The following is a 13675-nucleotide window of genomic DNA, read 5'->3' on the forward strand; positions in this document are numbered from 1 at the left end:
TTTCAGACGTAGCTCTTCAGCAGACGGGTATGCGCTTCCTCGGTGCGGGCAACTTCTTCCGCAGGGATGTAGAAATCGCGCTTGTAGTTGAACGTGTGGATGATGATCGCGGCCATCATGGCGACGAAGGACAGCCCGACCAGCAGCCACATGTGCCAGATGATCGCGAAGCCCACCACGGCCGACAGTGCCGAGATGCCGAAGCCGGCCCAGGTGTTCTTGGGCATGTGGATAGGCACGAAGTCCTTCAGCGGACGCTGGTAACCGTTCTTCTTCATGTCGGCGAAGGTGTCGTTGTCGTGCACCACCGGGGTGAAGGCGAAGTTGTAATCCGGCGGCGGCGACGAGGTCGACCACTCCAGGGTACGGCCATCCCACGGGTCACCGGTCACGTCACGCAGCTTGGCGCGGTCTTTCCAGGTGAAGAAGCACTGGAGCAGCAGCGCACCGATACCGGCGGCGATCATCAGGGTGCCGAACAGCGAGATCTGGAACAGCGGCTGCAGTTCCGGGTCTTCGAAGTGGCTCATGCGGCGGGTCACGCCCATGAAGCCCAGGATGTACGGCGGGATGAACGCGAACCAGAAGCCGATCGCCCACAGCCAGAACGAGACGTGGCCCCAGAACTGGTTGAGCTTCACGCCGAACATCTTCGGTGCCCAGTAGTTGAAGCCGGCGAACAGGCCGAACAGCACCCCGCCGATGATCACGTTGTGGAAGTGCGCGACCAGGAACAGCGAGTTGTGCAGCACGAAGTCGGCTGCGGGAATAGCCAGCATCACGCCGGTCATGCCGCCGATGACGAAGGTCAGCATGAACGCGATGGTCCACATCATCGGCAGTTCGAAGCGGATACGGCCGCGGTACATCGTGAACAGCCAGTTGAAGATCTTCGCGCCGGTCGGGATCGAGATGATCATCGTCGTGATGCCGAAGAACGAATTGACGCTCGCCCCCGCACCCATGGTGAAGAAGTGGTGCAGCCAGACCAGGTACGACAGCACCATGATGACGACGGTCGCGTACACCATCGAGGTGTAGCCGAACAGGCGCTTGTTGCAGAAGGTCGAGACGACTTCCGAGAAGATGCCGAAGGCCGGCAGGATCAGGATGTACACCTCCGGGTGGCCCCAGATCCAGATCAGGTTCACGTACATCATGGCGTTGCCGCCGCGGTCGTTCGTGAAGAACGCGGTATCGAACAGGCGGTCCATGCCCAGCATGGCCAGCACGGCGGTCAGGATCGGGAACGACATCACGATCAGGATGTTGGTGCACAGCGAGGTCCAGACGAAGACAGGCATCTTCATCAGGCCCATGCCCGGTGCGCGCATCTTGACGATGGTGACGATCAGGTTCACGCCGGACAGCAAGGTACCGACCCCCGCGATCTGCAATGACCAGATATAGTAGTCGACGCCGACCCCCGGACTTGCCAGGATGCCCGACAGCGGCGGATAGGCCAGCCAGCCGGTACGTGCGAATTCACCCACGAACAGCGAGGCCATCACCAGGACGGCGCCCATGGCGGTCATCCAGAACGAGAAGTTGTTCAGGAACGGGAACGCGACGTCGCGCGCGCCGATCTGCAGCGGCACCACGTAGTTCATCAGGCCGGTCACCAGCGGCATCGCCACGAAGAAGATCATGATCACGCCGTGGGCGGTGAAGATCTGGTCGTAGTGGTCCGGAGGGAGGAAGCCCTTGTTGGCGCCGAAGGCGAATGCCTGCTGGGCGCGCATCATCAGCGCGTCGGCGAAGCCGCGCAGCAGCATGATCGCGCCCAGGATCATGTACATGATACCGATTTTCTTGTGGTCGATACTGGTGATCCAGTTACTCCACAGATTGCCCCACTGGCGGAAGTAGGTGATCAGGCCCAGCAGGGCCGCACCACCGACCACGACGCCGGCGAAGGTAGCGAGCAGGATCGGATCGTGGAACGGAATCGCGTCCCAGCTGAGCCGACCGAAGATAAGCTTCGTCAAGTCGAGAGAGTCTTGCATGGTTACTTCTTCACAGTATTGATTGGGTTGGCGACGCCCGGCGTGGTCTCGCAGATATACGCATCCGCCACCTGGGGAGCACCATTGCGCGGCAGCTGCTTGATCGCGGCCGCCACCTGGTTGCGCTTGTGGTCCTGGGCCATCTGCTCGTTCATGCAGACGGTGCCTTCGGTCACGCAGCGGTTCAGGATGCGGTTGAACAGCGCAGGCTCGACCTGGCCGTAATGGCGCACCGGCTCACGCACGGACGGCTTTTCCAGTGCCAGGTAGTCGGCGCGGTTCAGCAGGGCCGGATTGGTCTTCATCTGCTGCACCCATGCGTCGAACTCGCCCGCGGTCACACCCTTGTAGGCGAACTTCATGTGCGAGAAGCCCTCGCCGCTGAAGTTGGCCGACAGGCCCTTGTAGTCGCCGGTCTTGTTCAGCACGGCGTTCAGGGTCGTTTCCATGCCCGGCATCGCGTAGATCATGCCGGCCAGGGTCGGGATGTAGAAGGTGTTCATCACGGTCGACGAGGTGATCTTGAAGCGGATCGGCACGTCGATCGGGGTGACCAGTTCGTTCACCGAGGCGACGCCCTGCTCCGGGTAGATGAACAGCCACTTCCAGTCCAGCGCCACGACCTGCACCTCGAGCGGCTTGGTCGATGCCGGGATCGGGCGGTGCTCGTCCAGGCGTTCGAGCGGACGGTACGGGTCCAGCTTATGGGTCGAGACCCAGGTGATCAGGCCGAGCACGATGATGATCAGGAGCGGTGCGCCCCAGATCACGAGCTCGAGCTTGGTCGAGTGGTCCCAGTCCGGTTCATACTTGGCTTCAGTATTACTCTTGCGATACTTCCACGCGAAGAGAACCGTCAGGATCATCACCGGGACGATGATGATCAACATGAGCAGAACCGATATGGTGATCAGGTCTGCCTGCTGCTTTGCGATATCGCCGGTGGGATTCAATACCACCGTATTGCAGCCGGAAAGCAGCGCAAGCGGGAGTAATGGGAGTCCGCGGCGGACAATTTTAGGAATCATGCTAGGTATCTAACGTTACATGGGAATAAGAACATGCTACTGTAACGCCAACGGCCTACGGCAACCATTGGACACTTTGTCCCACCCTTGCTATATTGCAATTGCAAAATTGCTGTAATTGCAAATAAACAGGGCATTTCCGGGCTGTCGAGGCCTGCTGACCTCAGGAGACGAAGATATGCAAAGCACGACGACGTACGGCGGCGCAGGTGCCGCTCCCATCACCCACCCGACCAGCGGGGCCCGCAACATCAACGCCCGGGACGGCGAAATCCACCCCGGCGACATTGCCGTCGGCGTGGTCATCGGCCGGGCCTCGGAATATTTCGAATTCTTCGTCTACGCCATCGCCTCGGCGCTGGTCTTCCCCGCGGTCTTTTTCCCGTGGGCCGACCGGCTTGAAGCGACACTCTACTCGTTTATCATTTTTTCGTTCGCATTCATCGCGCGCCCGTTCGGCACGGTGATCTTCATGTGGCTCCAGACCAGGTTCAGCCGCGAGATCAAGCTGACCATCGCCCTGGTCCTGATGGGCACCAGCACCATCGTGATTTCCTTCCTGCCGGCGTATGGCCAGATCGGCATGGCGTCGATCGTGCTCCTGTCGCTGATGCGCATCGGCCAGGGCGTGGCCCAGGGCGGCTCCTGGGACGGCCTGCCGTCGCTGCTGGCCCTGAGCGCCCCGGAACACAAGCGCGGCTGGTACGCCATGCTCGGCCAGCTCGCCGCCCCACTCGGCTTCCTGATCGCCGCCGGCCTGTTCGCCTACCTGCTCCTCAACCTGTCGCAAGACGACTTCCTGGTGTGGGGCTGGCGCTTCCCGTTCTTCTGCGCGTTCGCGATCAATATCGTGGCCCTGTTCGCGCGGCTGCGCCTGGTGTCGACCAGCGAGTATTCGCGCCTGCTGGATGCCCATGAACTCGACCCGGCCCCGGTCGGCGAACTGGTCAAGAGCCAGGGCAGCAACATCGCCATCGGCGCCCTGGCCGCACTGGCCAGCTACGCGCTGTTCCACCTGGTGACCGTGTTCCCGCTGTCGTGGATCCAGCTGTACGACACCCGCCCGATGGGCGAATTCCTGCAGATCCAGATGTGGGGCGCAGGCTTGGCGGCGCTGGGCATCCTTGCCTCCGGCCTGATCGCCGACAAGATCGGCCGCCGCACCACGCTGGGCACCCTGGCGGCGCTGATCGCGATCTTCTCGGGCTTCGTGCCGTCGCTGATGGATGGCGGGGTGACCGGCCAGAACATCTTCATCCTGGTCGGCTTCACCCTGCTCGGCCTGTCCTACGGCCAGGCGGCCGGCGCCGTCACGTCGAACTTCAAGCGACAGTACCGCTACACCGGCGCGGCCCTGACCTCGGACCTGGCCTGGCTGGCCGGCGCGGCCTTCGCCCCGCTGGTGGCACTGGGCCTGTCGGCGCATTACGGGCTGGGCTACGTCAGCCTCTACCTGCTGTCGGGCGCGGTCGGCTCGCTGGCGGCGCTGAGCCTGAACCGCGCGCTCGAGATCCGCGACTAAGCCCACCGATCCCGCAGGCGGCATCTTCGATGCCGCCTTCCCAAGCGCCAGCCCGCGGGCTGGCGCTTTGCATGTCGACCGCAGCCATCAGCGCGGTTCGAGCTCTGGCATGCCGGCGTTTGCAGGGCGTCGCCCCAGCCACCGGGCCAGAACCCGCCCGATGGGCAGCTCCACCCAGCGGAAGAAGGCCGCGCCGACCGCCAGGCTCGCCGCCCAGGCAAACACGGCGCCGGCGGCCTGCCAGTGCGCCCCGTGCGGAGCGAAGCGGGTAAAGGCGGCATTCACGACCAGGCACACCGGGAAGTGCACCAAAAACACCGAGTAGGAAATCCTGCCCATGCCGCCCGCAAGCGCCCAGAACCGGTGCGCGGCCGCGGGCGTGCGTACGCGGCCGAACAGGAACAGCGCACAGGCAACCGTGAACGCGAGCATGACCCGCTCGCGGAAATCGAGCATGAGGGACAGCAGCGCCGGCAGCGCCATCATGCACAGCAGTACGGCGACGCCGCGTGGACGACGGGAAGGGTTGCTTGCCCACCACGCGAGCGCGCCCATGCCGTAGCTCCCAAGGAAATATGGCGCCCAGACGTCCCAGTCGGCATCGAGGTTGAAATACAGGAGCGATGCGGCCACGCCCGCCGTCACCGCCGCCGGCGCCAGCCAGGACAGCGGCCGCCCGCCTGCCAGGCGGCCGCAGGCCCAGAGAAGCAGGCTCATCAGCGCATAGAGCTGGAAGTCGATCGCGACGTACCATGCGCCCGCCGACAGGGCCCCATACCCGAGTACGTCGTGCAGCAGCAGCGCATGGGCTACTACCTGCGCCAGGCCAGGTGGCGCGGAAATGGAATCATGTGTCATCCACATGCCGGCCAGCAGGGAGGCGCCAGCCGCCAGGAACATCGCTGCCATGAATGGCGGAGCCAGTTTCAGGTAGCGGCGCCAGATCGCGCCGACCGGCGCGCCCGGACCGGGGCGACCATCGGGGCACAGCGACTTCGCAGCCAGGAAGCCGCCGATCACGAGAAAGACCTGCACCGCCATGCGCGCCTCGTCGCCCAGCCAGCCGACCAATCCCGGCGCCAGCGGACGCGCACGGTCGGCCATCGGGCCGTAGAAAGCGAGGTGATGCAACACGATCAACTGCGCGGCGCCTGCCTTCAACAGGTCGATGACGCCAAACTGCGCCTGCGGCGCCCCTGCTGCAGCGGACGATCCGCCTTGTATTACCCTCATTCGATTCCCATGCCTGCACGACAACACTCCCGACGCTACCGGTGCAGGGTTGCTGCTGATATTGCCGACCGGGGCGAATCATAGCCGAGCCCGCCGAGTTGAGACCACCTGCGCGTGACAATGTGTTAGTTTTTTGCACCTCAAATGCTGCAGCGCATCCAGCAAGGCATAGGGAGAGGGTTGTTCGGCACAGCGACAAGGCGATGCGTGGCCGGATGAACTGCTCGAGGAATGACAATTGTCGCGCGACAGCGCTAACGAGAGGCAATATGAACTTCATCATATGAGAAGCATCATATGATGACGATCATATTATAGCGCTCATATGATCGTCATCATATTTGAACGGCGACTTGCCTCAGCTGCACGCCTCTTGGCGGATCACGCAATACGCATCGCAGCGCACAGTTCCGCGAGCGCGCGCCTGGCCGACGCGAGCACCGCCCTGCCCTCGGCATTGCTCCCCTGGATTCGCGCCAACTGCAGGTTGCCTACGAGTGCCCCGGCAAGCACGCTGGCCAACTCGGGAGCAGCGCCTTCCGGCAAGGCCAGGGCAACGCGCCGCACGAGCCGGTCGACACGCTGCACCGAGGCGTCGCGCACGGCGTTCTGCTGGCGCGGCATCTCGCTGGCGAGCGCCGCAACGACGCAACCCTGCTCGGCATCGGCCAGGTGTTCGTCCGAGAGGTAGAGCGCGATCAGGGCTTGCAGCGGAGTATCGCCTTCCTTTACCCGGGCCGCGATACGCTCATCGAGTACGGCGTTGCCGATCGCACCGGCGTGCTCGATGGCTTCCACCAGCAGCGCGTCGCGCGACTCGAAGTGGGCGTAAAAGCCACCATGCGTGAGCCCGGCTTCCTTCATCACGTCCGCCACGCCGACACCGCCGACGCCATGGCGGCGCACCGCCCGACTCGCGGCCTCGACGATGCGGTGGTGGGACTGCTCGCGCTTGCTGGATTTGATAGAGCCGGACATGATGATGATGATGATGATGATGCGTTAGAGATATGACGATGATCATATTATCGCCATCATATTGCGGAGTCAAGGACGGATCCTTCGGGTGCCCTGCGACCAGAGATGTATTGACTCGCGGGGAGGCTCCTTTCCGCCGCAGGATTGGCCTGCACCGCGGCCGCCACGGCGCAACACGGCAGGCTCGGCCGCCGCCGAGCGCCGCCGCCTCGCTTCTCAGGACAGCGCCGTGTCCAGCACCGTCATCAGGATGAAGCCGAACACCAGCGCGATGCTGGCCCAGGTACCGTTGCCGTTCTGGCGCGATTCCGGCACCACGTCGTTGATGATCACGAACAGCATCGCGCCGCCGGCGGCCGCCAGTGCGAAGGGCAGCATGCCCGCCGCGATGCCGATCAGCGCCACGCCGAACACGGCGGCGATCGGTTCGATCAGGCCCGACACCACGCCCATCCCCACCGCGCCGAGGCGGCTGTAGCCCACCGTACGCAGCGCCAGGGCGACCACCAGCCCTTCCGGGACGTCCTGGATCGATACGCCGGTGGTCAAGGCATTGGCCTTGTCCAGGTCGATGCCGGCATGGGCGACCCCGATCGCCAAGCCTTCCGGCAGGTTGTGCAGCGCGACCGCCCATACGAACAGCCAGGCGCGGCGCACGGACACGCTGTCGGCGCCCTGCTCGAGGATGCCTTCCGAATGGACGGCGCGCCCGAGCAGCAGGATCGCGCCGGCCCCGGCCATGATGCCGGCGCCGGCCAGCAGGCTCGCTTCCCAGTTGCCCGCGCCGGCCGACTTCGCCGCATTGATCGCGGGGATCACCAACGAGAACGCGGTCGCGCCGAGCATGACGCCGGCCCCGAAGCCGAGGAAGCAGTCGTAGGTACGTTTCGAGAAATTCTGTGCGAACAGGACCGGCAGCGTGCCGAGCGCGGTGGCCGCGGCGGCCATCCCGCCGCCGAGCAGGGCGCGGTGCATCTTGGGATTCGCGTTCATGACCTGCTCGGCCAGACTGCCCAGCAGGAGGATGCAACCGATACTGCAGATGAGCAGGCCGATGACACGGCGTACCGTCAGCAGGCGCAACAGCGACCGCGCCGAGAACAGCCTGTTGTCATGGGATTTTTCTATATGAAAGTTCATGAAATGCCCGGGGAAAAACCGCGCGGCGCAAGGCTGGGCCCGGTGCGCTGCGCGGCACTTGGCTTACTTCTTGGTCGGCTTCATCGCCTTCATCGACTTGGCCACACCTTTGTCGACCGGGTGGGTCAGTCCGGTGTCGTCGAGCTGGCCGCCCTTGTTCATGGTCGTCGGCTGGCCCATCGCGTTGCCGGTCGATCCGCCCATCGTAGCACCACTATCCGACTGCATGCTCATACCGAGTTCGGCGCCGGTGCGCGGCGAGGCCATCGGGTCGGACATGGTGCGCATCGCCATCTGCTTGAGCAGGTCGATGTCGCCGCTCGGCAGGGCCACCTCGGCCTCGCCCGAGCCGCCGTCCACGGCCATCTGCTTCTCGCGATCGGTGACGAAGTCCCAGTCGGCGCCCTGGTTCCACGGGCCGCGCATCTCGCCCGGGCCCTGCGACATGTTGTAGTACACGCTCGCGAAGCGCGGGTCGGCGGGCATCTTCCCTGCCGGGAAGTTCGGCTCGATGGCGTACAAGGCCTTCTCGAACGACTTCTGGTGCGCCACTTCGCGCGTCATCAGGAAGCCCAGCGCTTCCTTCACGCCCGGGTCGTCGGTGAGGGCGATCAGGCGCTCGTAGACGATCTTGGCGCGCGCTTCGGCCGCGATGTTCGAGCGCAGGTCGGCGGTCGGCTCGGTGATCGAGTCGATGTAGGCCGCGGTCCAGGGCACGCCGGCCGAGTTGGTCAGCGGGGCGCCGGCGCCGTACAGCACCTGCGTGATGTGGCTGTCGTTGCCGGGGCCGGTGATGGCCCTGTACATGTCGGCTTCGCTGTCGACGGCCTCGGCCAGGCGGCCCTTCGCCCCCTTGTTCAGCATGGCGACGATGTGGCCGATGACCTCCAGGTGGCTGAGCTCCTCGGTGGCGATGTCGTAAAGCATGTCCTTGCGGCCTGGATCATCCTCGGCAACCGCCTGCGTGAAATAGCGCATCGCCGCGGCCAGCTCGCCCTGCGGGCCGCCGAACTGTTCCAGCATCAGGTTCGCCAGTGCCGGATTCGGTTCGCTGACGCGGACCGTATATTGCAGGCGTTTATTGTGTGCAAACATAGACCGATTCCTCCGTTGATGGGGTGACGTGGGCATCCACGCGTCCAGCGTGCGCGGCCCACCGGGCTACTGCCGCCGTGGCCGGCAGCACGATGTGGCCATCTTGGCAGTTGGCGGCCGTTGAGGTAATCAGGTGGCAGCGCGTGTGGTTGTAGGAATAGAGTGACAACTTGTAACGATAGGGAAAGATTACAAGCATCCGCGTAAAGACGTGCGCCACGAAGGCGGCCGCTGATGTCTACTCGTGGCTGCAAGCAGGCTGCGGGAACGCACGCGCGGCGCTGCCCGAACGGCGCCGACAGGGGTACGGCGTGCGCGCCTACAGTAAGGACGAGCCGCACCGCACTACCATGTTAGTCAACTGACCACAAAGGGGGTAGAACGATGTTCAATCTAAACAAGCTGAGCCCGACCATCACCAACATGATCCGCTTCGACCATTCGCACGTGATGGTCACCTTCCACCAGTACGAGAAGGACAAGCCGCCGCGCGTGAAGAAGGCGCTGGCCGATACCATCTGCGACGCGCTGGAAATCCACGCGACGCTCGAGGAAGAGATCTTCTACCCGGTGATGCGCCAGCGCGACGCCGGCGAGCCCTTCATGCACAAGGCCGAGCCCGAGCACATGGAAATGCGCCGCCTGATCGCCGAGCTGCGCCGAACCAGCGGCTCCGACCCGCGCCACGACAAGCTGGTGATGGAACTGATGCGCGACGTGATGCACCACGTGGCCGACGAGGAAACCACCCTGCTGCCGCACGCAGAAGCCAAGCTCAGCCGCGAAATGCTGTCGGAGATGGGCGCCAAGATGACCCGTCGCCGCCTGGAACTGGTGGGCCCGAAGGCCGGCAAGCTGGCCAAGGAGCATGCCGTCGGCTTCTCGGGCAGTGCCGCCGCGGTGGTGGTCGGCCTGGCGAGCGCCCTGTTCGCAGCCAAGGCGTTTGGACCGAAGAAGACCTGGAAGTCGACTCCCGCCTGAGCCAGTCCGCCGGCCGGCGCCAGGCCGGCCTTTCGCCAGGTAGCCGCGGAAACCGGCTGGAGCGCGCGAGCGCCCCGCCGGTTTTTTCATGCCGCCGTCACGAGTAAAAGATCGGGCCCGGGTCGAGCGTCGAGCGCTCGCCGATGTCCTTGAAGTGACGCTCCAGCCACCGCTCGGCCGCCTCGACGCCGCGGTCGTGCAGCATCTGCAGGTAACCCGGCTCGGCGTTGAACTTGCTGGAGATGCTCAATTCACTGAGCATGTCGTTGGCCGTGATCAGGTGCAGCCGCGCCGACGTGAAGGTGGTCGATGCGCCCTGCTCCTCGTCCGGCACGGCGTGGGTATGCAGCAAGGCATTGATCTCACGCACAAAACTGATGTTGAAGGCGATCTCGTTGCTGCGGTTGCTGATGTCGGCCAGGGTGCGCGGCAGCTCGGCGCGCCCGATCGGATTGATCTGCACCACCAGCACATCCTGCGCGCCGCCCGACTCGACCAGCGGCGCCAGCGGAGGGTTGGCCACGAAGCTGCCGTCCCAGTACGACTCCCCGTCGACGACCACCGAGGCGAACACCGTCGGCAGGCAGGCCGCCGCCAGCACGCGCTGCACGTCCAGTTCCGCGCGCCGGAACAGCTTGCCTGCCCCGGTGCGCACGTTGGTGGCGCTGATGAACACCTCCAGTTCCTTGCACGCGCGCACACGCTCGAAGTCGATGGTCGCGCTCAGCAGGTTGCGCAGCGGGTTGAGCGTGACGGGCATTTCGCGCACCGGACCGGCCAGGGCGCCGGCCATCTCCATCAGTTGGTAAGCCGGCGAATGGCTCATCGTGAAGCCGCCCGCAAGGTGGTCCAGCGGCGTGCGCTGGAGGGGGCTGAACATGGCGGTATTCGCCAGCGTGCGCCAGAAGCGGTCGAGCGCCTTGCGCGCCCCTTCCCGTCCGCCGCCGTGCGCGTAACCGTCAGCCACCACGGCGGCATTGATCGCGCCGGCACTGGCGCCGCTCAGCGCGGTGATGTCGAGCCGCTCCTCCTGCAGCAAGCGGTCCAGTACGCCCCATGTGAAGGCGCCGTAGGTGCCTCCGCCCTGCAGCCCGAGGCTGATCTTCTTGTTGGTCGTTACCAAGCTACACTCCCTATGCATGGCGGCCACCATGGCCGCATCGATCATGGAAGTCTAGCAATGGAGGAAAATGTCCGGCGCTACGCTTCGCGTGGGAAGACTCACGCCAGCCAACGCATCACGAGCGGCACCAGCCACGGCGCAAGCAAGGCGGTCATGGCGCCGTTCAGGCCCATGGCCAGCCCGGCGAAGGCGCCCATCTCCGGGCTGACCTGGAAGGCGCGCGCGGTGCCGATGCCGTGCGACGCCAGGCCCAGGGCGAATCCGCGCGCCGCCGGCGACACGATGCGCAGCAGGTCGAAGACGTAACGGCCGAACACGGCGCCGAAGATGCCGGTGCCGATCACCAGCGCCGCCGTGAACGCCGGGATGCCGCCCAGGCGCTCCGACACCGCCATCGCGATCGGCGAGGTAGCCGACTTCGGGCCCAGGGTCGCCGCCAGTTCCGGCGTGGCGCCGAGCAGGACCGCCACCGCCACCGCCGACACGATGGCGGTGACGGAGCCGGCCACCAGCGCGCAGGCGAGCGGCACGAAGGCTCGGCGCAGGCGCGGCAACTGGCGCACCAACGGCACGGCGAGCGCCACCGTCGCGGGCCCGAGCAGGAAATGCACGAATTGCGCGCCGGCGAAATAGCGCTGGTAGGACATCCCGGAAACCAGGAGCACCAGCGCGACCAGGGCGATCGCGATGGCCACCGGATTGGCAAGGGGCGAGCCCTTGCAGAAGACGAAGATGCGTTGCGCCGCCAGGTAGGCGCACAGGGTCATCGTCAGGCCCAGCAGGGGCGAGGCGGACAGGTAGACCCAGAAATGGCTGAAATTGGCGAGATCAAGCATCGCCGCTCCTGCGCTGGGCCGCGGTGTCCGGCCTGCCTTGGCCCGGACCGTCCAGGCCGCGCAGCAGCAGGCCGGTCACGCCCATGGCCAGCACGGTGCTGGCCACCAGCGACGCCAGGATCGCGCCCCAGTGGCCACTGCCGCTGGCCGCGGTGGCGACGATGCCCACGCCGGCGGGAATGAACAGCAGCGACAGGTGCGACAGCAGGATATTGGCGCCCTCCTCGACCAGCTTCCCGAGGGCGGGCCAGGCGAGCAGGGCCGCGATCAGGAGCAGCATGCCGGCGACCGGACCGGGCAGCGGCAAGTTCAGCAGGAAGACGATGCCTTCGCCGAGGCACTGGAAGAGCAGGAGGATGGTGAAGGCGGCCAGCATGAAGGCTTTTCGTGGGAAAAGCGCTCAGGATAGCAAAAGGGGCGTGGCGGCGTGCGCCCCGGATGCGTTCATGGGATGCCGCGAACTTGGGTCCCGGCCTTCGCGGGGACGACCTTGGCTGGATGAGGCGGCTGATCAACGCTCGATTCCCGCAAGGCCGCCAACGTCGCTCCCGCGCAGGCGGGAGCCCAATATCGGTCGTGTGCGCTGCGCGCCGGGTATCAGGCCTCGGCGGCCGCCCCCGCAATCGCCCCACGGCGCAGCTGGTCGCGCTCGATCGACTCGAACAGCGCCTTGAAGTTGCCTTCGCCGAAGCCGTCGTCGCCCTTGCGCTGGATGAACTCGAAGAACACCGGGCCGAGCTGGGTCTCGGAGAAGATCTGCAGCAGCAGGCGCGGCTTGCCGTCCACGACGGCGCCGTCGAGCAGCAGGCCGCGCTTCTTCAGCTCGTCGGCGTTCTCGCCGTGGCCCGGCACGCGCTCGTCGAGCATCTCGTAATAGGTTTCCGGCGGGGCGCTCATCAAGGGTACGCCGGCGGCGCGCAGGCCGTCCACGGTCTTGATCAGGTCGTCCGTCAGCAGGGCGATGTGCTGGATGCCCTCGCCGTTGAACTTCATCAGGAATTCCTCGATCTGGCCGCCGCCCTGCTTGCCTTCCTCGTTGAGCGGAATGCGGATCATGCCGTCCGGCGCGGTCAGCGCCTTCGAGGTCAGGCCGGTGTACTCGCCCTTGATGTCGAAGTAGCGGATCTCGCGGAAGTTGAAGAGCTTCTCGTAGAAGTTGGCCCAGAACGTCATGCGGCCGCGGTAGACGTTGTGGGTCAGGTGGTCGATGATTGTCAAGCCGTGGCCGGCCGGATGGCGGTCGACACCGTCCAGGAATTCGAAGTCGATGTCATAGATCGACTTGCCCTCTTCGAAGCGGTCGATCAGGTACAGCGGCGCGCCGCCGATGCCCTTGATCGCCGGCAGGCGCAGCTCCATCGGGCCGGTCGGGATCTCGACCGCCTGGGCGCCCAGTTCCAGCGCACGCGCATAGGCCTTGTGCGCATCCTTCACGCGGAACGCCATGCCGCAGGCCGATGGGCCGTGCTCGGCGGCGAAGTAGGAGGCGTAGCTCTTCGGCTCGTTGTTGATGATGAAATTGATGCCGCCCTGGCGGTACAAGGCGACCTGCTTCGAGCGGTGCACGGCCACCTTGGTGAAGCCCAGCGCTTCGAACACCGGCTCCAGCACGCCCGGCGCCGGCGACGCGAACTCGACGAATTCGAAGCCCATCAGGCCCATCGGGTTGTCAAACAGGTCTGCCATTTTCTCTTCCTTGTTCTCTATCGTTGGTCAGTCCGGCCGTCTCCACG

At 65.2% G+C, this 13675-nt stretch carries 12 protein-coding genes; 2 read left to right on the forward strand and 10 right to left on the reverse strand.

The features are described from left to right. Positions 1-2: 2 nt before the first annotated feature. Together cyoB and cyoA are read right to left on the reverse strand one after the other, a co-directional pair. Positions 3-2006, reverse strand: coding sequence for a cytochrome o ubiquinol oxidase subunit I (cyoB, locus tag ACFFJK_RS09430; protein ID WP_379678853.1), 2004 nt, complete (start codon positions 2004-2006; stop codon positions 3-5). A 2-nt stretch (positions 2007-2008) separates the two neighbouring features. Beyond that, complete coding sequence (gene cyoA, locus ACFFJK_RS09435; protein ID WP_379678854.1) at positions 2009-3034, reverse strand: ubiquinol oxidase subunit II; 1026 nt, start codon at positions 3032-3034, stop codon at positions 2009-2011. 178 nt (positions 3035-3212) lie between these two features. Here cyoA and ACFFJK_RS09440 point away from each other — a divergent pair, with 178 nt between their 5' ends. Then, positions 3213-4556 carry an MFS transporter gene (locus ACFFJK_RS09440; RefSeq protein WP_379678855.1) on the forward strand — a complete coding sequence of 448 codons (1344 nt, stop codon included), beginning with the start codon at positions 3213-3215 and terminating at the stop codon, positions 4554-4556. An 87-nt stretch (positions 4557-4643) separates the two neighbouring features. On the opposite strand, the gene ACFFJK_RS09445 is transcribed toward ACFFJK_RS09440, so the two are convergent. From ACFFJK_RS09445 to ACFFJK_RS09460, 4 genes are all read right to left on the reverse strand, one after another. Further along, a complete protein-coding gene (locus ACFFJK_RS09445) occupies positions 4644-5789 on the reverse strand; it encodes an acyltransferase family protein (protein ID WP_379678856.1) in 1146 nt (381 codons plus the stop codon). A gap of 381 nt (positions 5790-6170) precedes the next feature. Beyond that, a complete protein-coding gene (locus ACFFJK_RS09450) occupies positions 6171-6767 on the reverse strand; it encodes a TetR/AcrR family transcriptional regulator (RefSeq protein WP_379678857.1) in 597 nt (198 codons plus the stop codon). Between the two features lie 216 nt (positions 6768-6983). Then, the gene (locus ACFFJK_RS09455) at positions 6984-7907 is read right to left on the reverse strand and encodes a ZIP family metal transporter (RefSeq protein ID WP_379678858.1); all 924 of its coding nucleotides are present in this window, start codon (positions 7905-7907) and stop codon (positions 6984-6986) included. Positions 7908-7970: 63 nt separating this feature from the next. Beyond that, positions 7971-9002 (reverse strand): manganese catalase family protein, encoded by a 1032-nt coding sequence (locus ACFFJK_RS09460; protein ID WP_379678859.1) that lies wholly within the window; start codon positions 9000-9002, stop codon positions 7971-7973. Positions 9003-9386: 384 nt separating this feature from the next. On the opposite strand from ACFFJK_RS09460, the gene ACFFJK_RS09465 reads away from it, so the two are divergent. Then, a complete protein-coding gene (locus tag ACFFJK_RS09465; protein ID WP_379678860.1) occupies positions 9387-9983 on the forward strand; it encodes a hemerythrin domain-containing protein in 597 nt (198 codons plus the stop codon). 97 nt (positions 9984-10080) lie between these two features. Here the strand turns inward: ACFFJK_RS09465 and ACFFJK_RS09470 are convergent, their stop codons facing one another. From ACFFJK_RS09470 to hppD, 4 genes are all read right to left on the reverse strand, one after another. Continuing rightward, complete coding sequence (locus ACFFJK_RS09470) at positions 10081-11106, reverse strand: patatin-like phospholipase family protein (protein ID WP_379678861.1); 1026 nt, start codon at positions 11104-11106, stop codon at positions 10081-10083. A 98-nt stretch (positions 11107-11204) separates the two neighbouring features. Continuing rightward, the gene (locus tag ACFFJK_RS09475) at positions 11205-11942 is read right to left on the reverse strand and encodes an LrgB family protein (protein ID WP_379678862.1); all 738 of its coding nucleotides are present in this window, start codon (positions 11940-11942) and stop codon (positions 11205-11207) included. After that, positions 11935-12318: a CidA/LrgA family protein gene (locus tag ACFFJK_RS09480; protein ID WP_379678863.1), complete on the reverse strand. Its 384-nt coding sequence runs from the start codon at positions 12316-12318 to the stop codon at positions 11935-11937. Before ACFFJK_RS09480 ends, ACFFJK_RS09475 begins: the two co-directional genes overlap by 8 nt. A 221-nt stretch (positions 12319-12539) precedes the next feature. Then, on the reverse strand, positions 12540-13628 hold the full coding sequence (hppD, locus tag ACFFJK_RS09485) for a 4-hydroxyphenylpyruvate dioxygenase (protein ID WP_379678864.1): 1089 nt from the start codon (positions 13626-13628) through the stop codon (positions 12540-12542). Positions 13629-13675: the final 47 nt, after the last annotated feature.

It is taken from the genome of Massilia consociata, assembly GCF_042432755.1.
Lineage (GTDB): Bacteria > Pseudomonadota > Gammaproteobacteria > Burkholderiales > Burkholderiaceae_D > Telluria > Telluria consociata.

Bases quoted from the DNA above. Each gene is read 5' to 3' on its own strand.
- cyoB (WP_379678853.1), bottom strand. From the start codon at position 2,006: ATGCAAGACTCTCTCGACTTGACGAAGCTTATCTTCGGTCGGCTCAGC.
- ACFFJK_RS09465 (WP_379678860.1), top strand. From the start codon at position 9,387: ATGTTCAATCTAAACAAGCTGAGCCCGACCATCACCAACATGATCCGC.
- ACFFJK_RS09480 (WP_379678863.1), bottom strand. From the start codon at position 12,318: ATGCTGGCCGCCTTCACCATCCTCCTGCTCTTCCAGTGCCTCGGCGAA.
- ACFFJK_RS09440 (WP_379678855.1), top strand. From the start codon at position 3,213: ATGCAAAGCACGACGACGTACGGCGGCGCAGGTGCCGCTCCCATCACC.
- ACFFJK_RS09455 (WP_379678858.1), bottom strand. From the start codon at position 7,907: ATGAACTTTCATATAGAAAAATCCCATGACAACAGGCTGTTCTCGGCG.
- ACFFJK_RS09450 (WP_379678857.1), bottom strand. From the start codon at position 6,767: ATGTCCGGCTCTATCAAATCCAGCAAGCGCGAGCAGTCCCACCACCGC.
- ACFFJK_RS09475 (WP_379678862.1), bottom strand. From the start codon at position 11,942: ATGCTTGATCTCGCCAATTTCAGCCATTTCTGGGTCTACCTGTCCGCC.
- hppD (WP_379678864.1), bottom strand. From the start codon at position 13,628: ATGGCAGACCTGTTTGACAACCCGATGGGCCTGATGGGCTTCGAATTC.
- ACFFJK_RS09445 (WP_379678856.1), bottom strand. From the start codon at position 5,789: ATGAGGGTAATACAAGGCGGATCGTCCGCTGCAGCAGGGGCGCCGCAG.
- ACFFJK_RS09460 (WP_379678859.1), bottom strand. From the start codon at position 9,002: ATGTTTGCACACAATAAACGCCTGCAATATACGGTCCGCGTCAGCGAA.
- cyoA (WP_379678854.1), bottom strand. From the start codon at position 3,034: ATGATTCCTAAAATTGTCCGCCGCGGACTCCCATTACTCCCGCTTGCG.